At 65.5% G+C, this 20,527-nt stretch carries 14 protein-coding genes; 13 read left to right on the forward strand and 1 reads right to left on the reverse strand.

The window, feature by feature from the left end:
• The first annotated feature begins 37 nt into the window (after nt 1-37).
• The 4 genes from glmU (at nt 38) to IAG39_RS01070 (ending at nt 5,299) form a co-directional block, all read left to right on the forward strand.
• Nucleotides 38-1,411, forward strand: a complete 1,374-nt coding sequence (gene glmU, locus IAG39_RS01055) for a bifunctional UDP-N-acetylglucosamine diphosphorylase/glucosamine-1-phosphate N-acetyltransferase GlmU (protein WP_118932267.1) — start codon at nt 38-40, stop codon at nt 1,409-1,411.
• Nucleotides 1,384-2,796 carry an MFS transporter gene (locus IAG39_RS01060; RefSeq protein WP_059376892.1) on the forward strand — a complete coding sequence of 471 codons (1,413 nt, stop codon included), beginning with the start codon at nt 1,384-1,386 and terminating at the stop codon, nt 2,794-2,796. Before glmU ends, IAG39_RS01060 begins: the two co-directional genes overlap by 28 nt.
• Before the next feature lie 125 nt (nt 2,797-2,921).
• Nucleotides 2,922-4,244 (forward strand): UDP-glucose dehydrogenase family protein, encoded by a 1,323-nt coding sequence (locus IAG39_RS01065; RefSeq protein WP_118932268.1) that lies wholly within the window; start codon nt 2,922-2,924, stop codon nt 4,242-4,244.
• On the forward strand, nt 4,241-5,299 hold the full coding sequence (locus IAG39_RS01070; protein ID WP_118932269.1) for a glycosyltransferase family 4 protein: 1,059 nt from the start codon (nt 4,241-4,243) through the stop codon (nt 5,297-5,299). The genes IAG39_RS01065 and IAG39_RS01070 overlap by 4 nt, the downstream gene beginning before the upstream one ends.
• An 11-nt stretch (nt 5,300-5,310) precedes the next feature.
• On the opposite strand, the gene IAG39_RS01075 is transcribed toward IAG39_RS01070, so the two are convergent.
• A complete protein-coding gene (locus tag IAG39_RS01075) occupies nt 5,311-5,799 on the reverse strand; it encodes an Lrp/AsnC family transcriptional regulator (protein ID WP_118932270.1) in 489 nt (162 codons plus the stop codon).
• Between the two features lie 152 nt (nt 5,800-5,951).
• On the opposite strand from IAG39_RS01075, the gene glmS reads away from it, so the two are divergent.
• From glmS to IAG39_RS01120, 9 genes are all read left to right on the forward strand, one after another.
• On the forward strand, nt 5,952-7,784 hold the full coding sequence (gene glmS / locus IAG39_RS01080; protein WP_118932271.1) for a glutamine--fructose-6-phosphate transaminase (isomerizing): 1,833 nt from the start codon (nt 5,952-5,954) through the stop codon (nt 7,782-7,784).
• A gap of 586 nt (nt 7,785-8,370) precedes the next feature.
• Nucleotides 8,371-9,630, forward strand: coding sequence for a nucleotide sugar dehydrogenase (locus tag IAG39_RS01085; RefSeq protein WP_118932272.1), 1,260 nt, complete (start codon nt 8,371-8,373; stop codon nt 9,628-9,630).
• Nucleotides 9,631-9,669: 39 nt separating this feature from the next.
• Nucleotides 9,670-12,150, forward strand: a complete 2,481-nt coding sequence (locus IAG39_RS01090) for a hypothetical protein (protein ID WP_118932273.1) — start codon at nt 9,670-9,672, stop codon at nt 12,148-12,150.
• Nucleotides 12,147-14,201, forward strand: coding sequence for a glycosyltransferase (locus IAG39_RS01095; RefSeq protein ID WP_059376913.1), 2,055 nt, complete (start codon nt 12,147-12,149; stop codon nt 14,199-14,201). Before IAG39_RS01090 ends, IAG39_RS01095 begins: the two co-directional genes overlap by 4 nt.
• Nucleotides 14,202-14,242: 41 nt before the next feature.
• Nucleotides 14,243-15,397, forward strand: coding sequence for a polysaccharide biosynthesis/export family protein (locus IAG39_RS01100; RefSeq protein WP_059376915.1), 1,155 nt, complete (start codon nt 14,243-14,245; stop codon nt 15,395-15,397).
• A 7-nt stretch (nt 15,398-15,404) separates the two neighbouring features.
• Nucleotides 15,405-16,745 (forward strand): ABC transporter permease, encoded by a 1,341-nt coding sequence (locus IAG39_RS01105; protein ID WP_118932274.1) that lies wholly within the window; start codon nt 15,405-15,407, stop codon nt 16,743-16,745.
• Nucleotides 16,746-16,754: 9 nt separating this feature from the next.
• Entirely contained in the window at nt 16,755-17,471 is a 717-nt protein-coding gene (locus IAG39_RS01110) for an ATPase (RefSeq protein ID WP_118932275.1), read from the forward strand.
• Complete coding sequence (locus IAG39_RS01115) at nt 17,449-18,624, forward strand: sugar ABC transporter (protein ID WP_118932276.1); 1,176 nt, start codon at nt 17,449-17,451, stop codon at nt 18,622-18,624. Before IAG39_RS01110 ends, IAG39_RS01115 begins: the two co-directional genes overlap by 23 nt.
• A complete protein-coding gene (locus tag IAG39_RS01120) occupies nt 18,617-20,521 on the forward strand; it encodes a Vi polysaccharide transport protein VexE (protein WP_118932277.1) in 1,905 nt (634 codons plus the stop codon). Before IAG39_RS01115 ends, IAG39_RS01120 begins: the two co-directional genes overlap by 8 nt.
• The last annotated feature ends 6 nt before the right edge of the window (nt 20,522-20,527 follow it).

Below are 20,527 nucleotides of genomic sequence, written 5' to 3' on the forward strand. Positions count from 1 at the left end.
CACGGCCTCTCGGTCGCCATTCAACATACTGGAACCTATGCTTAACGTAGTAATTCTTGCCGCCGGACTGGGTAAACGCATGCAGTCCGATCTCCCCAAAGTGCTGCACACGCTGGCTGGCAAACCGATGCTGGGCCACGTGCTGGACAGCGCGCGCCAACTGAAGCCGGCGCGCATCATCGTCGTGGTCGGCCACGGCGCGGACCGTGTCAAGCAGGCCTACGAAGGCCAGGCGGACCTGCACTTCGTGTTGCAGCAGCCGCAGCAAGGCACCGGCCACGCCGTACAGCAGGCCGTGCCGCTGCTGCTTGAGGGCGATGGCAAGGACGACGTGACCCTGGTGCTCTACGGCGACGTGCCGTTGGTACAGCCCGAAACCCTGCAGCGCCTGCTGGCAGCGCGCGGCGCCGGCGCCGCTGTGCTGACCGAAGTGTTGGATGATTCCACCGGCTATGGCCGCATCGTGCGCGACGCCAGCGGCAACGTGTGCCGCATTGTCGAGCACAAGGACGCCTCGGACGCCGAGCGCGAGATCAAGGAAGTGAATACCGGCATCCTCACCGCGCCGACCGCGAAGCTGAAGGACTGGTTGTCCCGCATCGACAACAACAACGCCCAGGGCGAGTACTACCTGACCGACGTGGTCGGCCTGGCGGTGGTCGACAGCGTGCCGGTGGGCGCGGCCCAACCGGGTGCGTCCTGGGAAACGCTGGGCGTGAACAGCCGCGTGCAGCAGGCCGAACTGGAACGCCGCTGGCAGGCCGAACAGGCCCGCCGCCAGCTGGAAGCGGGCGTCACCCTGGCTGACCCGGCGCGCTTTGATGTGCGCGGCTCGCTCACCTGCGGACGCGACGTGTTCATCGACGTGGGCTGCGTGTTCGAAGGCCAGGTGTCGCTGGCCGACGGCGTGCGCGTGGGCCCGCATTGCGTGCTGCGCGACGTCAGCGTCGGCCCGGGCACGCACATCGAAGCCTACAGCCATCTGCAGCAGGCCCAGGTCGGCCGCGATGCGCGCGTCGGCCCGTACGCCCGTCTGCGTCCCGGCGCCGAACTTGGCGATCGCAGCCATGTCGGCAACTTCGTCGAGATCAAGAAGAGCGTGCTGGGCGAGGACAGCAAGGCCAACCACCTGGCCTACATCGGTGACGCCGACATCGGCGCGCGCGTGAACGTGGGGGCGGGCACCATTACCTGCAACTATGACGGCGTGAACAAGCACCGCACCGTCATCGAGGATGACGCCTTCATCGGTTCGGACACGCAGCTGGTGGCCCCGGTGCGCGTCGGCCGCGGCGCCACGCTGGGCGCCGGCACCACCCTGACCCGCGACGCGCCGGCCGAGAAACTGACGGTGTCGCGCGCCAAGCAGGTCACCGTCGACGGATGGCAGCGCCCGGTCAAGAAATCGTGACGGGGCAGAGCGGAGAGGCGCCGGCCAACGGCGCCAAGCCCGCGCCGCCCGACGGCCTGCCGACGCCGCGCCGGTACTGGGCGGCGGCCACCGTGATGACAGGCATCAGCCTGTCGGTTCTGGACACCACCATCGCCAACGTGGCCCTGCCCACGATCGCCGTCGACCTCAATGCGTCGCCGGCCCAGGCGGTCTGGATCGTGAACGCCTACAACCTGGCGGTGGTGATGATGCTGCTGCCCTTGTCGGCGCTGGCCGAGCGCATCGGCTTTCGCCGCATGTTCACCTTCGGCCTGATGCTGTTCACCCTGGCCTCGCTGGGCTGCGCCCTGGCCGGCACGCTGTGGCAGCTGACGGCGGCGCGCGTGTTCCAGGGCATAGGCGCGGCGTCGCTCATGTGCATGTTCGGCGGGCTGGTGCGCAACATCTATCCGCTGAAGCTGCTGGGACGCGGGATCAGCATCAACGCCACCACCGTGGCCATCATGTCGGTGCTGGGGCCGACCATCGGCTCGGCCATCCTGTCGGTGGCGCCCTGGCCCTGGATCTTTGCCGTCAACCTGCCGATCTGCGCGCTGACGATGCTGGGCCTGCGCCATCTGCCGGAAGTGCCGCGCAACGACGTGAAGCTGGACTGGATCAGCGCCCTGCTGTGCATGCTGACCCTGGGCGTCTTCATTTCGGGCGTGGACATGATGGGCATGGACCTGCTGCGCGGCATCGGCCTGGTGGCGATCGCCACGGTTATCGGCTTCGTGCTGGTGCGCCGCGTCGGCAAGCAGCCGGCGCCGCTGGTGCCGGTGGACCTGCTGCGCATCCGTCCGCTGGCCTTTGCGGTGGGCGCCTCGGCCTGCACCTTCGCCGCGCAGATGGCGTCCTATGTGTCGCTGCCGTTCTATTTCCAGCAGGTGCTGGGCCGGCCCTATCTGGAAGTGGGCATGCTGATGGGCGCCTGGCCCGTGGGTACCGCCCTCATCGCTCCGCTGGCGGGCCGGCTGTCCGACCGTTACTCGGCCGCCACGCTCAGCGGCATAGGCGCGGCCGCGATGGTGGTCGGCATGCTGTGGCTGGCGGCGCTGCCGGCCACGGTGTCGAACTGGCCCATCGTCGCGGGCATGTTCGTGGCGGGGATGGGTTTCGGCTTTTTCCAGACGCCCAACAACCGCGCCATGCTGTCGGCCGCGCCCCGTTCGCGCAGCGGCGCGGCGGGCGGCCTGCAGGCCACCACCCGGGTCTTCGGCCAGAGCTTCGGCACGGCGCTGGTCGCGATCGCGTTCAGCATCAGCCTGGCCCATGGCCCGGGCCTGGCGCTGGTGCTGGGCACCATTTGCGCCGGGCTGGCGGTGGTGGTCAATACGGTCCGCTTCAGCAAGCTGCGGACCTAGGGCGGTCCCGAGGGACCGTCTTTACGGCGCCGGCGGGCCCGGGCCTCGGCCGCTTCTATAATGACGGCCGGCGCCGGGTTTCAGTCACCCGGCGCAACGATTACCTATTTTGAAGGCGTTCAGGCATGAAGATCACGGTCGTGGGTACCGGTTACGTGGGGTTGGTGTCGGGGGCGTGCCTGGCCGACATGGGCAACGACGTCATGTGTCTGGACGTGGACGCGGCGAAGATCGCCCTCCTGCGCCAGGGCGGCATTCCCATCTACGAGCCGGGCCTCGAAGACCTGGTGCGCCGCAATGTGCAGGCGGGCCGCCTGCATTTCACCGACGACGTCGCGCAGAGCGTGGCCTTTGGCGACGTGCAGTTCATCGCCGTCGGCACCCCGCCCGGCGAGGACGGTTCGGCCGACCTGAAGTACGTGCTGGCCGCCGCCCAGAACATCGCGCGCCACATGACGTCGCGCAAGCTGATCGTGGACAAGTCCACCGTGCCGGTGGGTACCGCCGACAAGGTGCGTGACGTGGTGGCACGTGAACTGGCCGCGCGTGGCGTGGAGATCCCCTTCAGCGTGGCGTCCAACCCCGAATTCCTGAAGGAAGGCGCGGCCATCAACGACTTCATGAGCCCGGACCGGGTCGTGGTCGGCGCGGACGACGACTACACCATCGGCGTCATGCGCCGCATCTACGAGCCCTTCCAGCGCACCCACGACCGCCTGATGGTCATGGACGTGCGCTCGGCCGAGCTGACCAAGTACGCCGCCAACGCCATGCTGGCCACGCGCATTTCCTTCATGAACGAAATGGCGAACCTGGCTGAAGCCCTGGGCGCGGATATCGAGCAAGTCCGCCGCGGCATCGGCGCCGACCCGCGCATCGGCTATCACTTCCTGTACCCCGGCGCGGGCTACGGCGGCTCCTGCTTCCCCAAGGACGTGCAGGCGCTGGTCAACACCGCTGCCGAGAACGCCTTGCCCATGCGCGTCATCGAGGCCGCCGAGGCTGCCAACCACGCGCAGAAATTCCGCCTGTCCGAAAAACTGGTGGCGCGTTTCGGCGAAGACCTCAAGGGCCGCAAGATCGCGCTATGGGGCCTGTCCTTCAAGCCCAATACCGATGACATGCGCGAAGCGCCCAGCCTGACCGTCATCGCCGAACTGACGCGCCGCGGCGCCGAGGTGCGCGCCTATGACCCCGTCGCCATGCACGAGGCCGCGCGCGCGCTGGCCGGCAAGCCCGGCATCAGCTTCGCCACCGACATGTACGACGCGCTGGACGGCGCTGACGCGCTCCTGATCGCGACCGAATGGAAGGTCTTCCGCGCGCCCGATTTCGACCGCGTCAAAGCCCTGCTCAAGACCCCGCTCATCATCGACGGACGTAACCTCTATACGCCCGCGGACGTGCGCGGCCTGGGCTTCGAGTACTCGGGCATCGGCCGCGCATGAGGATCCTGCAGCTGAACTTCGAGAAGGGCTGGCGCGGCGGCGAACGGCAGACGCTGTACTGCATGCGCGCATTCCGCAAGGCTGGCCACGACGTCGAAGTGATGTGCCGCGAAGGCGCGCCGCTGGCCGAGCGCGCGCGCCAGGAGGGTTTCGTGGCCCATACCTGCCGCAACGTGCCCGGACAGCTGGCCTTCCTGGCTGGCGCAGGCCGCTACGACATCGTCCACGCGCAGACCGCCAACACCATCACCTGGGCGGTCCTGACCAAATGGCTGCACCGCCGGCCAGTGGCTTTTTCCCGCCGCACGTCCTTCGTGGTCAAGCCCGGCGATGAATGGAAGACCGGCTTCAAATGGCGCCACGCCGACCTGTTCGTGGCGATCAGCGAGATGGCCGCGGGCGAACCGCGCCGCCTGGGGATCGAGCCCGTCATCATCCGCAGCGCCGTCGAGCCGCACCAGATCGACGCCGAGAATGTCGCCCGGCTGGTGCGCGAATTCGACCTGACCGGCAAGAAAGTCATGGCCACGTCGGCCGCGCTGATCCGCGACAAGGATCCGGTCACGCTGGTGCGCGCCGTGGCCGAATTGGCCAAGACGCGCCGCGACTTCGTGTTCCTGCACTTCGGCGCCGGCGGCGACCGCGAGCAGCAGGCCAAGGACGAGGCGCGCAAGCTCGGCATCGAGGACGTCTATCGCTTTGCAGGCTTTCGCAAGGGCGTGGAAGATTTCTACAGCATCCTCGACGTGTTCGTCATGAGCTCCGAGGAAGAGGCCCTGGGCAGCAGCGTGCTGGACGCCTTCCTGCAACGCGTGCCAGTGGTGTCCACCGATGCCGGCGGCCTGAAGGAAAGCCTGGCCGACGGACGCGGCGTGCTGTGCGCCGTGGGCGATTTCCAGGCCATGGCGCAGGGCATGGCGCGTTGCCTGGACGACGCGGCCTTCCGCCAGGAAGTCACCGAACGCGCCTACGCCTACGTGCGCGACGAGCACGACGTGCAGAAAATGGGCAACCGCTACCTGGCGCAGTTCGAGCGCCTGATCGCCCGCCGCTGATCCGCCGCGCGTCAGGTCCGCAGATCTATCCGGGTCTCGAACTTGGCGCGATGCACCGAGAAGAAGGTGCGCACGTTGCGCACATTGGCCTGCGCGGTAAAGGCCCGGTGCACCAGCGCGTGATAAGCCGGCATGTCCTTCACCTGGGCGATGACCACGAAATCCGGCCCCGGCGACACCCGGTAGCACTGCAGCACCGCGGGTTCGGTCAGCATGCTCTGCTCGAACGCGTCCAGGCTTTCAGCCGCCTGCACGTCCAGGGTGATCTCCACGATCGCCGTCAGCGTGCTGCCCAGTTTTTCCGCCGACAGGATCGCCACCTGCCTGTCTATCACCCCTTCGTCCACCAACCGGCGGACCCGCCGCAGGCAGGTCGGGGGCGAGGCATGCACGCGTTGCGCCAGCTCCTGGTTGGTCAGCGAACTGTCTTCTTGTAACTGTTCAAGAATGCGCCGGTCCAGATCGTCCAGCTCTGGCAGGGAAATCTGTGCGTTTTGCATGATTAATTTCAAAAAAATGATCTTGAAGAAATATTATTTAATCACAATCATGTAAGGGAATTAACTTCCATTTTTATCAGTATAAAGAAATCAAATTTCTTGCGGGGACGAGCACAATGCGTCGGTACACGAACTTACCGGAGCACTCTCCTATGTGCGGCATTGTTGGCGCCGTCGCCCAGCGCGACATCACCCCGATCCTCGTCGAAGGCCTCAAGCGCCTTGAATACCGCGGTTACGACTCCTGCGGCGTCGCCGTCTACGCCGACGGCCATCTGCGCCGCACGCGCAGCACGCAACGCGTGGCCGAACTGGCCGAACAGGTTGCGCAGGACAAGGTCAGCGGCTTCACCGGTATCGCCCACACCCGCTGGGCCACGCACGGCGTGCCGGCCACCCACAACGCCCACCCGCACTTCTCGCGCCTGGGCAACGACGAGCCGCGCATCGCGCTGGTCCACAACGGCATCATCGAGAACCACGACGAACTGCGCGCCGAGCTGCAGGCCGTGGGCTACGTCTTCGAAAGCCAGACCGACACCGAAGTGATCGCGCACCTGGTCAACCACCTGTATGCCGGCGACCTGTTCGAAGCCGTGCAGAACGCCGTGCGCCGCCTGCATGGCGCCTACGCCATCGCCGTGTTCTGCCGCGACGAGCCGCACCGCGTGGTCGGCGCGCGCCAAGGCTCGCCGCTGGTCGTGGGCGTGGGCCAGAACGAGAACTTCCTGGCTTCCGACGCGCTGGCCCTGGCCGGCACCACCGACCAGATCATCTACCTGGAAGACGGCGACGTCGTCGACCTGCAGCTCTCGCGCGTCTGGATCGTGGACGCCAACGGCAAGAACGTGGACCGCGAAGTCCACACCGTGCACGTGCATACCGGCGCGGCCGAACTCGGCCCCTACCGCCACTACATGCAGAAGGAAATCTTCGAACAGCCGCGCGCCGTCGGCGACACGCTGCAGGACATCGAAGCCATCACGCCCGAATTGTTCGGCGACCAGGCCTACAAGATCTTCAAGGACGTCGATTCCCTGCTGATCCTGGCCTGCGGCACCAGCTACTACGCCGGCCTGACCGCCAAGTACTGGATCGAGTCCATCGCCAAGATCCCCGTGGCGGTGGAAATCGCCAGCGAGTACCGCTACCGCGACAGCGTGCCCAACCCGCGCTCGCTGGTGGTCACCATCTCGCAGTCCGGCGAAACCGCCGACACCCTGGCCGCCCTCAAGCACGCCCGCTCGCTGGGCATGGAAAACACGCTGACCATCTGCAACGTGTCCACCAGCGCCATGGTGCGCGAGTGCAAGCTGTCGTACATCACGCGCGCCGGCGTCGAGATCGGCGTGGCGTCCACCAAGGCCTTCACCACCCAGCTCACCGCCCTGTTCCTGCTGACCCTGGCGCTGGCGCAGGTGCGCGGCCATCTGAGCGAAGAGCAGGAAGCCGAACACCTGAAGGCGCTGCGCCACCTGCCCGTGGCCATCGGCTCGGTGCTGGCCCTGGAGCCGCAGATCATGGCCTGGGCCGACCGCTTCGCGTCCAAGGAAAATGCCCTGTTCCTGGGCCGCGGCATGCACTACCCGATCGCCCTGGAAGGCGCGCTCAAGCTCAAGGAAATCAGCTACATCCACGCCGAGGCCTACCCGGCCGGCGAACTCAAGCACGGCCCGCTGGCCCTGGTGACCGAGCACATGCCCGTGGTTACCATCGCGCCCAAGGACGAGCTGCTGGAAAAGCTGAAGTCCAACATGCAGGAAGTGCGCGCCCGCGGCGGCGAGCTGTATGTCTTCGCCGACGCCGACAGCAAGATCCAGAGCGCCGAAGGCATGCACGTGATCCGCATGCCGGAGCACTACGGCAAGCTCTCGCCCATCCTGCACACCATCCCGCTGCAGCTGCTGTCGTACCACACGGCGTGCGCGCGAGGCACGGACGTGGACAAGCCGCGTAACCTGGCCAAGAGCGTGACGGTGGAGTAAGGCCGGACAGTCGCAGCCGTATAGAGCAAAAGCCCACCCGCTCGGTGGGCTTTTTGCTTTTCGGGCGGCTCGTGTGCGAATACTTACTTGTGCTGCGGACGGGCGTCAGTCTTTGTTATTTCTGAATAATGACTGTAGCCAGGCTGTTTTTGAATATGACATTGCGCCGGCCATTAATAAATAACCCCGCGCCGGCATTATGTTTTTTCATTTTGGTTAAACCGGACCAAGAAAAACCCTTTTATATATTTGCTAACAAACTCAATGGCGGGTCATGTTGCGGTTTATGTAATGAATGTAATTATTTGAGGGATTTCCCGGGGTTTATTGCGACGAATCCGACTTACTTGCACAGCAATAAAAATATTTAGAAAGAATTTCGCTGTTTGCTACCTATACGATTCGTTGGCTCGCCGCTTGGCACGTCTGATCAAGTATCGAGCTGTAAATATTCTTAAGCAATACGCCCGCCCGAACCGGGGCAAACATATTCGATTCTGCATCGATCTCGTGCCCCCGGGTGTCAATTTCTAGTGTCTCCGACACGACGAAAACAGTGAGGTCCCCCGTGGTAAAGAGAATCGCAGTGTGTGGCCTTGGATATGTCGGCCTGCCCGTAGCCGTCGCATTTTCCAAGCGCTTTGATGTCATCGGCTTTGATGTGGACAAGCGGAGAATCGCACGGCTGAAAGAGGGTGATGACTGGACCGGCGAGATCGAACGCGACGTGTTGCTGGCCTCCCCGATGCAGTTCACCGACCAGATTTCGGAACTGGAAGGCTGCGATTTCTTCGTCGTGGCCGTTCCGACCCCCGTCGACGAAAAGAACAACCCGGATTTTTCGCTGCTGGTGCGCGCCTGCCGCTCGATCGGCCCCGTGCTGCGCCCCGGCTGCATCGTGGTTTTTGAATCCACCGTCCATCCCGGCGCTACCGAGGAAATCTGCGGACCGGAGCTGGAGAAAGTGTCCGGCCTGCGCTGCGGCGTCGATTTCAAGCTGGGCTACAGCCCCGAGCGGATCAATCCGGGCGACCGCGAGCATCCGCTGGAGAAGATCGTCAAGATCGTGTCCGGCCAGGACGAGGAATCGCTGGAGGTCATTGCCGGCGTATACGAGAAGATCATCGACGCCGGCGTGCACCGCGCTTCCTCCATCAAGGTCGCCGAGGCGGCGAAGGTGCTGGAGAACACCCAGCGCGACATCAACATCGCGCTGATGAACGAAATGTCGAAGATCTGCGATCTGGTCGGCATCCGCACCTCGGAAGTGCTGGCAGCCGCCGGCACCAAGTGGAACTTCCTCAAGTTCTCGCCCGGCCTGGTGGGCGGACACTGCATCGGCGTCGATCCGTACTACCTGACGTCCAAGGCGCAGGAGCTCGGCTATCACCCCGAAGTCATCCTGTCGGGCCGCCGCATCAATGACGGCATGGCCAGCCATGTGGCCTCGCGCGTGGTCCAGACCCTGGCCCGCAACGGCCGTCTCAATGCCACGACCCGCGTCGGCATCCTGGGCATGACGTTCAAGGAAAACGTGCCCGACATCCGCAACTCCAAGGTGGTTGACCTTTACAACGCCCTGGGCGAATACGGCATCACTCCTGTCGCCTGCGACCCGATGGTCGACCCGGAACAGATGGAGCACGAGTACGGCATCAAGCTCGTGGAACGCGACCAGTTCCGCGACATGGACGTGCTGATCCTGGCGGTGCCGCACCGCGAAACCATGGACTCCATCTGGGACGACCTGCCCACGCTGGTCAAGAGCGGCGGCATGGTGTGCGACCTGAAGTCCGTGCTGGACAGCAAACGGCTTCAGTCCGACCTCCTGTACTGGACTCTTTAAGTTCAGGCTCACTATCGATCACTAGAGGAGAGCCTCCGAATGGCTGCTTTTACCACCGCTCCGATTGGAACCTGCCGCATCCATACGCCGCTGCGCGATGCCGTGGGCCGCTACCCGATCAAGCTGCAACTCGGGCGCAACTACGGTTTCGTGCACACCAGCGCCGAGGCGCTGCAGCAGGCGCGATTCATGTTTGGCCAGGGCGACATCCCTGCCGACGTCCAGCGCGTGATCTTCCGGCCTTCGAATGGCGAGCAGGCGCGCAAAGGCGCCCACAAGCCGGCTGACCTCTACGTGGTCGAACTGTCTTCGCGCAAGCTGCTGACCATAGACGGCTACCCGATACAGTCCAACTACCTGGTGCGCTACTTCAGCGAGTTCTTCGCCGACCGCACGCGCACCCGGATGTTCTGGTCCATGGCCCACGCCGACCGTCTGGCCGAGCGCCGTGCGCTGCTGGACCAGGAGCCGGTCTTCAAGGCGCTCACGCCGGACGACCGCAATCTGCTCGCCCGTATCGTCAAGCGCGACCAGACGGATGAGGAGATCGAGCAGGAAATGAACCAGTTGGTCGATCTGCTGGGCCGCGACAAAGTGGTGTTTGTCACGCACGTCAATGCCATGACGCCGGACAACGCGCCCATCGAGCAACGCCAGCAACTGATCGCCGCGGTGCTCGTCAGCGCGCAGCGCATCGGCGTGCCTTGCTACGACCCGACGCCGCTGATGAACAAGATCGGCCAGTCCGAGGCCATGGAAAATGGCGGATTGGACCTGACCCACTACACGCCGGCTTTCGCCGAGCGCCTGTGCGCAGAGTGGTTCAAGACCTACATGCGTCCGCGCCTGGATGCGTCGACGACGCAGCCCTCCGCGCCCAAGCTTTCCGCCGACGAAAGCGCCGATCGCATCGAGAAACTCTGGGATTCGGGCGAACTGCGCGAAGCCTCGCGCCGCGTGCGCGAGGTGCTGCGCCGCCATCCCGGCCTGCCCGACCACACGCTGCTGTTTGCGCGCATCCAGGAAGAACTGGGCGACTACGAAGGATCGTTGGCGCTCTTGGGCAGCGCCGACGGCGCGGTGGCGTCCGGCAGCAAGGCAGAGCAGATCCTGATGCGCAACCAGTTCAAGCTGGGACGCCATGACGTGGCGTACTCGCTGGCTGCCGGCTTGCTGGGCGATGAGATCGAAACCCCCGAAATCGTGCGCATTGCGGCGATTTCCGCGGGCCAATTGGGTTATGTGGACGAGACCCTGGGCAACTGGAAGCAGCTGTTCCGCATCTCTTCCCCGGAAGACGCGGTCGCGGTGGAAGCCGCCGACACCGTGCTCGCGCTGCTGCAGGCCAGCGGTGACATGGAATCCGCCATACGCTGGATCCACGAGGTCCGCGCGGCCATGCCTGCGTACGGGCGCGGCTTCGCCATGCTGTGGCGCGACCGGCTGCTGGCCGGCGATCGCGCCGGACTGCGCAACCTGGCGTCCGAATCGCCCGCGCTCAATGATGTCGACGCGCTGGAGCTGGTCAAGGAAGCTTCGTGGCGCGGCGGCATCATGGCCGCCGCCACGCTGGCGGTTTCGTGCAAGCTGGCAAGCAGCGAGCAGGAAGATATCGTCGCCTGGCTGAATTCGCAGTCGCAAGCCTGGGCCGAGGAAGGCAACCGCGCGCTGGAAGAAGGACGCCTGCGCGATGCCGCGGAGCGCATCTGCGCGCACCGCCTGCTGACTCCCGATGCGCTAGCCGGCGTGCGCGCCCAGCGCGCCTTCGAGCGCGCGATGCGCCTGGGCGTGCGGGCCGCACTGGTGGCGGGCAATCACAAGGAAGTCATCGACCTTACCGACATCGCGCTGGACAGCCAGATCGATTTCCCGGAGCTGCATGCCATGCGCGGCCGCGCGGCCGATGCGCTGGGCGACAAGAAGACCGCCATGCGGCACCTCGAGCAGGCTGCCGCCGGCGAGTCCGCCTCGTTCAGCACCCAGCTGCATTTTGCGCGGGTGGCCTTCCACGGCGGCTGGTATGGCGAGGCCATCGACGCCTACAAGACCGTGCTCGACCATGCCGGCGCGGACCAGGGCGCCAAGGACGAAGCGCAGCGCCAGCTGGGCAGGCTTGGACCCCGCGCCATCCGCGGCGCGCGGGAGATTCTTTCCTCCGGCGATCACCAGGCGGCCTGGAATCTGCTGGAGCGCGTCGCGCAGTCCTGGCCCGGCATGTCGGAAGTCGACCATGAAAAGCGGCGCATCATCGCCGTGCTGTACGCCGAAGCGCGTGCGCTGGATTCGGCCAGCACGACCGAACGCCTGGCGTTGGGCGAGCGCATCCTGAAGCTGGTTCCGGAAGATCCCATCGGCTTGCGCCTGGCCGCCGTGGGCGCCATGCGCCTGCATCGCTTCGAACAGGCCCTGCCGTACTGGCGCAAGCTGCAGGAACGTTCCGAGAATCCGGCGCAGTTCGATCACTACATCGAACGCTGCCTCGTGTGGATCGAGAAGATCAACCGGAGGAAGGCAGCATGAATCCCCCATTGACTACCGAGCGAGCGGAGGCTGCATCCGATCTGCAAGCGGTGCAAGCCCGGTTGGAAGAGATCGTCACGGCGTCGGTGCGGGTTCAAGTCGCCCAGGAAAACCTGCCCCGCGCCCAGGAATTGGCGCGCGACCACATGGCCGATTCCAAGGTCCGCTTCCTGCTGCTCAGGCTGAAGGAGGCGGCGGGCCTGAACGAAGGCATGGCCGAGCAGTGGGCCACGCTGTTGCAGGAGTGCCCGGACGATTTCCTGATCGTGCGCTACTGCGCGACTCGGTTGGTGAAGGAACGCAAGATCGATGAGGCCTTGGCCTTGGTCGATCATCATCTTCCGCCCTCGACGCAGAATCCCAATCGCTTGTTCGCGCGGGCCAAGCTGCTGAGCGACATCCGTGCGCACGAGCAGTCCGACGAACTCTTTCGCCGGCTGATTTCCGAGAACACCGACCGCAACATGCGCGTCGAGTTCGCCAAGCGCCTGCGCAAGCGCGGGTTGCTGGCCGACGCGTTCGATGCGATCGCGCCCGTCATGAAGCACCTGACGCCCGGCAGCAAGGCGGCGGAGCTGGCCAACGACCTGGCCAGCGACTACGCCTTCTACCAACGCTTCGAATCGGAAGAAGGGCTGGTGGGCAAGGATGTCAGGATCGTGTCGATGAAGCATGCGATCCTGCACTTCCGCGACCGCAAGATCGTGGATCAGTCGGCGGAGAAGCCGGTGTCGGTCGCGCTGGTGACGGGCAGCCTCGGGCCCGGCGGCGCCGAGCGCCAGCTGACGCGGCTTGCGGGCGAACTGACACGCCTGGCCGAGTGCCCCGAGCGCCGGCCGGCCGACGTGATCATGATGCCGAAGAAAGTCGAAGTCATGGTCAAGCAGCACACCGAGCCAGCGGGCTCCACCAAGAAGCAGGGGCTGGATTTCTTCCTGCCGGTGCTGGTGAAGGCACAGATCCCGGTCACGGAAATCAACAAGCTGCCAGCCGTTTCGGTGTCTCATCAATCCGTGCCCGAAGGCAGCCTGAGCCGTCTGCTGGAGCAGTTGCCGCCTCCGGTGCACTACGGCGTGACCCGGCTTACGCCTGTGCTGCGGGAGAACCCGTTCGACGTGGTGAGCCTGTGGCAGGACGGGACCTGCCTGTTCGGCGCGCTGGCCGCGCTGCTGGCCGGCGCTCCGACCATACATCTGGTCTTCCGCGGACTGCCGCCGAACATCCGCAAGGACCGCTTCCGCGAGGAATATCCCGAGCTCTACCAGGCGCTGGCCCAGGTGCCGGGGGTGGTTTTCGTCAGCAACAGCTGCAAGGCCGCGGAAGCCTATTCGGAATGGCTGGGCATCCCGATCACGCGCTTTCACATCCTGTACAACGGCGTGCCCGATCTGTCGACGGACGCCTCGGCCGTGGATGAGGAAAAGTGGAAAGCCTTCCAGGAAAGCACGAACGATGCCACCGAGACGATAGGCGGCGTGTTCCGCCTGGAGCCGGACAAGCGGCCACAGCTATGGATCAAGCTGGCGGCGATGTACCTGAAGGACAGGCCGCAGGCGCGCTTCGTCATCGTCGGCGACGGACGCCTGCGCGAGAACATCGAGGCCTTGGCTGAAGAGCTGAGCGTGACGGACAGATTGTTGCTGGTCGGTCTTTCCAACCACGTGGGCTATTGGTATTCGCAAATGGATGCCAGCGTCCTGCTGTCGCGCTACGAAGGCTTGCCCAACGTGCTGATCGAAGCCCAGTTGGTGGGTGTGCCGGTGATCTCGACTCCCGCGGGCGGCGCCGGCGAGTGCTTTGTGGAGAACGAGACCGGCCACCTGCTCAGCTGCGTCGATCACCCGGACCTGCACGAGGCATGCGAGAAAGTCGCGTCCATGGTGGACCAGGTGCGCAGCAACGAGCAGCTGAGGGACCACAGCCGTCACCGGGCGCAGAAATTGTTCTCGCTCGATGCCATGCTGACCAAGTTCATGGGCCTGTGCATGCCCGTGGTGTCCGAGAACGACGAACGCATGGATATCGAGCCCATGCGCCTGATGCAAGCCTGATTGACGTCCAACCGATCAAGCTGCGCAAACGAAAGGATCTTATGCATATGTACGTCCCGGGTTCAGGGCTGCGGCGCAAAGCAGCCCTGACCATGGTGGTTCTTGCCACGCTGACTCTCGCGGGGTGCCAGCTGCCCCGTTCCGGCCCGATGCTGAGCGAAATGACGGGCGCGCACGATGACAAGGACGTCATCGTGATGCCCGTGTCGCGCGAACTGGTGCAGGCCAGCCGGGTGCCCGACGTGGCCGACTTTCCCGTGCGCTACCGCGATCTCACGCAGGCCGGATTCGACCGCCTGGTTCCCGGTGACGGCATCAACGTGAAGGTATGGGAGCGCGGCGGGCTGGGCGTGTTCGCGGCGGATCCGTCCGGCGTGAGCGACCTGGGAAACCAGGAGATAGACCCGGCGGGGAATGTGAGCTTCCCAATTCTGGGCAAGTTCCATGCCGCCAACATGACCCTGGCGCAGTTGCATGACGCCGTTGTCGCGCGCCTGGCCAGGCTCGTCGTGGGCGCCGACGTCAGCGTGACGCGCGCCGCGGATGCGCGCGGCCAGATGGTGACGGTGCAGGGCAACCTGACCAAGCCCGGCATGTATCCCATCACCCAGACCTCGCAGCGCCTGAGCAGCGCGCTGGCCCAGGCCGCGCCGGTGCAGACGAACCCCGAGCAGCTCGTCATCAGCCTGCGCCGTGACAACCAGGTGGCGTCGGTGCGGCTGTCGGATATCTATCGCAACCAGAACAACGACATCCTGCTGCGCGCGGGCGATGTCATCACCGCCTATGACTCGAAAGAGTACCTGACCGTGCTGGGCGCCGCCGGCACCCAGGGGCGCGTGGCCATCAGCAAGCGCAACTACAGCGTGCTGGATGCGCTGGCGGATTCCCGCGGCCTGGACGACAAGCTGGCGGATCCGCGTTCCGTGTTCCTGTTCACGCCCGCCAAGGCTGGCGCCGAGGGCAAGCCGGATCTGTTGCCGGTGGTCTACCAGTTCGATCTGACGCGTCCGGAGCAAGTGGCGCTGGCTCGAGAATTCACCGTGCAGGAAGGCCAGGCCATCTATATTTCGGATGCGCCGTTCACGCAGGTGCAGAAGGTGTTGTCCGCGTTCCGCGTCACGATGAGCGCCGGCTTCAGCGCCACGCGCGCCATTGACAGCGATTCGGGCGGCTCGTCCGGCATAAGCCAATAGCGTGTCGATGAGTAACGAGGACAGGATCAAGGGCTGGCGTTCGCGCCGTAAGGAAAGTAGCTACGCAGTAGGATCCGGCGTCGCGGCCTGGCGCCTGGATCCGGCGGCATTGTTTGAAGCAAGGGCCACGCCGGCCGTCCTGCTCAAGCCTCTGGTCGCGCGCCTGCAGGGCGAGCCGCACGATTCCGTGGCTGCCCGGCGGGCGGTGTACGAGGCGGTGCAGGCGGAACTGGACGCGGAGATCGCGCGCAGCGACGTCGACGAGACGCTGGCGGATTTTTCGCGCCGGCGCCTGCGCGTCATCGTGCGCCTGCTGGAAATGGATATCCGCGACGGCGTCGAGGTGTTCGCGCCCGGCTACATGCCAGCCAAACTGGTGGCCGAAGACGAGCGCCTGGCCGCGGCGCACGCGCGGCGCGTGGAGCGCCGGAAGCAGGACGAGGCGCGCGAAGCGCGCCGCCACGCCTCGCGCAATGACATTGCGCTGGAGGTCGAAGTGCCGCAGGACGAGGCGGGCGATCTCGCGATATTGCGAGCCCGCTTGCAAGGCCTGCATGAGGGGCACGATCCGAGCCATTCCGTGAAGGTCCGGCCGGTCGGGCGCACGCTGCTGGCGATGTTCATCTACCAGCTGCGCGTGATGCATGGCGAGAGCCGGATCGCCCTGGTATGGGCGCTGGTGGGCCCGGTCGTGCTGCTGACGCTGATTTCGTCGCTGTACATCCTGATGGGCACGCACTACATCATGGGCATGGACGTGCAGACGTTCTCGCTGTTGGGCGCGACGACCTGGATCATGTTCCGGCAGATCGCTTTCAGGAGCAGCACGGCCTACGTGTCAGCCCGCGGTCTGCTGAACTTCCAGGGCGTCACGCCCTTGATGTGCGCGCTGGTGCAGGCGTTCATCTATGTGTCGGTGTATCTGGTGGTGTTCCTGGTGCTGATCAGCGCCGGTCATGCGCTGGAACTCGTGACCTTGCCGAAAAGCTGGTCCGGTTTCCTGCTTTTTGTCGTGCTGATGGGATGCTTCGGGGCCGCGTTGGGCGTGCTGTTCGGATCGATCGCGACCTACTGGCATTTCTTTCTCAGGCTCGCGCCGATCATTGAACGCTTTCTGCAGATCTTCGCGGCGGTGTTCTTCGTGTCGGAGCAGTTGCCGGAGAACCTGCGGCCGTGGATGCTGTGGCTGCCATTGGCGCATGGCATGCAGCTGCTGCGTTCCGCGTACTTCGAGGCCTACACCTCGCATGATGCGAGTCTCGGGTACTTCCTGACCTCTTTGGTTTTCATGATGGTGCTTGCGTTGGCGGCGGAGCGTCTGGCCCGTCCCAATGTCCAGCCGATGTGAGGGAAGAAGATGATCCATCTCAATGGCGTCACTGACGAGCCCTATGCATTCGGCAGCAGGCAGGCGCTGCTTTCCAACGTGGATCTCGACATTCCGGTCGGGCGCTATGCGCTGCTGTCGCCCGCGCCGGAACTGCATCGCCAGATCGTCGATGTGCTGTGCGGCTTGCGGCCGCCGCGCCAGGGTTTCGTCAAGCACGATGGCAGCGTGTCCTGGGCGATAGGCCGCCAGGGCTTCATCCGCGGCAAGGCCAACGGCCTGAGCATGATCGACTTCGTCAGCGAGATGTACGAGATCGACGCGGATGCCACGCACGAACTGGTCGCCGACCTGGTCAGCGATCCCAGAACCCTGGCCAAGCCCATGGAGCATTGGCCGCTCTACGCGCGGCAGGAGTTTTCCTTCGCGCTGGCGCTGGCGCCGGCGTTCGATGTCTACGTGATCGAAGGGGCCATCCCTTTCGAGCCTTGCCGTTTCACCCGCCTGTGGCTGGCTCTGTTCGAAGAGCGCCTGGTCGGCCGGACACTCATTCTTTCCAGTTACCGCCAGAATCAGTTGGCGGACTATTGCTTCAAGGGTTTGATTTATGAACGAAGCGCACTCAGCATCGAAGACGACCTCGACCAGTGCATCCGCAGGTTTCCCCCGCGACGATCAAGGAGCGAATCCGGCACAGGCGACGACGTCCTCGGAGGCGGCTTCGATGAGGGCGGAATCGGCCTCTGAAGGTAGGTCCGAAATCGAACGCCGCCGCGGCGAGCGGCAATCGGCGCTGCGCGAGCGGCGCCGCCACCGCTGGATCAACACGCTCATCGTGCTGGCGCCGGTCGCGTGCGCCCTGGTCTACCTGCTGCTCTTCGCCACGCCGCGCTACGAGGCGGAGTCGCGCTTCTTCGTGCAGTCGGCCTCGGGCCAGCAAGGCGGCGGAGGGGCCGCGGCCAGCCTGCTGACCACGGGCAACGCGGGCGGCATGCTGGGCGGCTTCGTGGATGGTTGGGCGGTCGCCGACTTCCTCAAGTCGCGCGACGCCATGCAGCAGCTGGACAAGAAGGTCGGCCTGCGCCAGTACCTGATCCGTGCGGGCCTGGATCCGGTGAATCACCTGGCCGAAGACTCCAGCGAGGACGATCTCTTCCGCGCCTACCGGGCTTCCGTCAAGGTTTCGTTCAATGCGCTGGAGCAGATCGACGTGCTGCGCGTGAGCGCATTTTCCTCGGAGGACGCCGCGCTGCTGTCCAGGGCGCTGATCGAGCTGGCCGAGAGCTTCGTCAGCTCGATGAACGAGAAAGGCGTCGCCGACAAGCTGAAAGTGAGCGAGGAAGCGGTCAAGCTCGCGGAGCAGAAGGCCCTGGCCGCCCGGGAAACGCTGACCGCATGGCGAACCACGCACGGCAACATCGATCCCACGGCCACGGTGACGATGCTGCTGAACCTCTCCAGCCAGCTCGAAGGCGAGCTCAACACTGCGCAGATCAATCTCGACAAGATCCGCGCGTTGGGCAACAAGGACCATTTCATGCTGCGGCCCGCCGAGATGCAGGTGACTTCCCTGAAGAAGCGGATCGCGGCCGTTCGTCAGCGCCTGAGCGGCGCGGGCAACACGGAAGCGAAACAGCTCAAGTCCTACGAGGCGCTGCGCAACGCCCAGGCTTTCGCGGACTCGAACCTGACCCTGGCGCAGCAGACCTACCAGCAGGCCATGACGGATACGCTGCGACTGCAGCGTTACCTGTCCATCATTGCGCAGCCGGTGCCCACGGACCGCCCGAGCAGTCCGCGCACGGGGATCCTGCTGCTGCAGGCGCTGGCGCTGGGTTTTGTGCTGATGTTCATCGCTCGCGTGGCGTGGGCGTTGTTGAGAGGATTGCGTCATGGTTGATACGGCAATTGCGGATCGTCCCGCTGGTACTGAGGCTGCGGCACGCTTGCGTGACGTGATCAGGCAGATTCATGCCTCGCCCGAGCCGCTGAACGACATGTCCATGCTGAAACCGGCGCTGCGCGAGGCTGCGCAGGGCTGGCGCGATGCCCGCCGCCTGCTGGTTTCGCCCTTGGTGCGGGAAGGCAAACTGGTTGCCGCGATCGCCGCGCTGGAGATCATGGTGGCGGTCTATCCTGCGCGCGCCGACGAGCGCCGCCTGCTCGCCAGCCTGTTCGGGCGCACGGAGCAATGGGACCGCGCCATCGCCGAGGCGGACGCCGCCGCAGGCATCGAGCCCGGCGCGGCGGCGCTGCATGCGGCGCGCATCCAGTTGCGCGTGCAGGCCGGCCGCGTGGCCGAGGCTGCCGAGGTCGCGCGCGCGACCAGGAACCTGGCGGAAAACGAGCCTGGCGAAGCCTACCCCTGGCTGATGGCCTTCGTGCGCAATGGCGATGCGGCCGAGGCGGCAGGCATGGCCGCCGCCTTGGACCCGCGAGAGCTGCCCAACGAGCGCGTGGCGACGATGGCCGTGCGCGCCCTGCTGGATGACGGCAGGGTGGCGGCCGCCATCGCCTTCGGCGACGCGGCCCTGGGCGCGGGCCACGACTGCGCGGTCCTGCGTTCGTCCCTGGGTCTGGCGCATCTGCGGCGCGGCACCGAAGACGACCGCAAGGTACATGCGCTGGCGCACTTCGAGGCCGGTCTGAGCGCGGCGCCTGCGGATGTCAGGCTGTTGACGCTGCATGGCGAGACCCTGCTGCGCGCCGGGCGCTACAAGGAAGCCCTGACGCCGTTGAAGCAGGCCATCGACCTGGCGCCGGATCTGGAGCAGACGCGGGCCTTCTATGCGCGCGCGCTGCGCTACACGCTGCAGTACGACGCGGCGGCCGACCAGATGATGCATTTGCTGGAGAAGTCGCCCGAAAAGCAGCTCTGGCAGCGTGCGGCCATCAGCGCGCTGTCGCAGGCGGGCCGCAAGCAGGAGGCCGAGACGCTCTTCGGGCAGTACGTGGCGCAACGCGGCCAGCGGCTGCCGGCGACCTTCCAGGAGGCCATGACGCAGCTGGAGGAACGGCTGCACACCGCACCGATCCCGCAGGCGCGCCTGGACTGGGCCTGGTCGATGCGCGGCGACACCAGTATCGATCGCGCGCAATGGGAGCGCCGTGCGCGCTGGGGCCATCTGGTGGACCACCTGCTGTTCGACTGGCTCGAATGCCGCGAGGAAAGCGTCGAAGAGGCCATGCAGGTGTTGGGAGAGCTGGATACCGGCGAGCGCTTCTTCGCGCCGCTGCTGGCGGGCGGCAAGGGCGTGGTGGTCGCCACCGCGCACGTCGGCCCCATGTATGCCGGGCTGATGGCGCTGGAACTGGTGGGCATCCCGTCGCGCTGGCTGGCGACCGCGCCCAGCATCGCGCAGAGCAGCTACTCCGCGGCGCTGATCTCCACCGCCGACCAGACCGAGGCGCAGGTCGCCAAGGCCTGCATGCGCGCGTTGACGTCGGGCTACGTGCTCTGCCTGGCGATAGACGGCGCGGCCAATCCGGCGGCGCCTCGCACCACCTTCGAAGGGCAGGACGTGACTTACTCCGGCTTCGCGTCCCACCTGGCGCATCGCATGGGCGTGCCCTCGGTGTTCTACGCGCCGCGCTGGGAGAACGGCCGCGTCGCCTACACGCTGGAGATGCTGCCCGCGGCCAAGCCTGGCGAGGACGCCGAGGCGTATTCCCTGCGCTGGCAGCAGGCCTATTTCGAACGGCTCAGGGAGCATCTGGCCGGTCCTCCGGAAAACCTGCGCCTGAGCGGCGGCATCTGGCGCCACGTCACGGCCGCGGACAAGTCCGCGCAGCAATAGGAGCGA

The organism is Achromobacter xylosoxidans (assembly GCF_014490035.1).
Lineage (GTDB): Bacteria > Pseudomonadota > Gammaproteobacteria > Burkholderiales > Burkholderiaceae_B > Achromobacter > Achromobacter bronchisepticus_A.

Excerpts from the sequence above, each read along its gene's own strand:
- glmU (WP_118932267.1), top strand. The coding sequence starts at position 38 with ATGCTTAACGTAGTAATTCTTGCCGCCGGACTGGGTAAACGCATGCAG.
- IAG39_RS01060 (WP_059376892.1), top strand. The coding sequence starts at position 1,384 with ATGGCAGCGCCCGGTCAAGAAATCGTGACGGGGCAGAGCGGAGAGGCG.
- IAG39_RS01065 (WP_118932268.1), top strand. The coding sequence starts at position 2,922 with ATGAAGATCACGGTCGTGGGTACCGGTTACGTGGGGTTGGTGTCGGGG.
- IAG39_RS01070 (WP_118932269.1), top strand. The coding sequence starts at position 4,241 with ATGAGGATCCTGCAGCTGAACTTCGAGAAGGGCTGGCGCGGCGGCGAA.
- IAG39_RS01075 (WP_118932270.1), bottom strand. The coding sequence starts at position 5,799 with ATGCAAAACGCACAGATTTCCCTGCCAGAGCTGGACGATCTGGACCGG.
- glmS (WP_118932271.1), top strand. The coding sequence starts at position 5,952 with ATGTGCGGCATTGTTGGCGCCGTCGCCCAGCGCGACATCACCCCGATC.
- IAG39_RS01090 (WP_118932273.1), top strand. The coding sequence starts at position 9,670 with ATGGCTGCTTTTACCACCGCTCCGATTGGAACCTGCCGCATCCATACG.
- IAG39_RS01095 (WP_059376913.1), top strand. The coding sequence starts at position 12,147 with ATGAATCCCCCATTGACTACCGAGCGAGCGGAGGCTGCATCCGATCTG.
- IAG39_RS01100 (WP_059376915.1), top strand. The coding sequence starts at position 14,243 with ATGCATATGTACGTCCCGGGTTCAGGGCTGCGGCGCAAAGCAGCCCTG.
- IAG39_RS01105 (WP_118932274.1), top strand. The coding sequence starts at position 15,405 with ATGAGTAACGAGGACAGGATCAAGGGCTGGCGTTCGCGCCGTAAGGAA.
- IAG39_RS01110 (WP_118932275.1), top strand. The coding sequence starts at position 16,755 with ATGATCCATCTCAATGGCGTCACTGACGAGCCCTATGCATTCGGCAGC.
- IAG39_RS01115 (WP_118932276.1), top strand. The coding sequence starts at position 17,449 with ATGAGGGCGGAATCGGCCTCTGAAGGTAGGTCCGAAATCGAACGCCGC.
- IAG39_RS01120 (WP_118932277.1), top strand. The coding sequence starts at position 18,617 with ATGGTTGATACGGCAATTGCGGATCGTCCCGCTGGTACTGAGGCTGCG.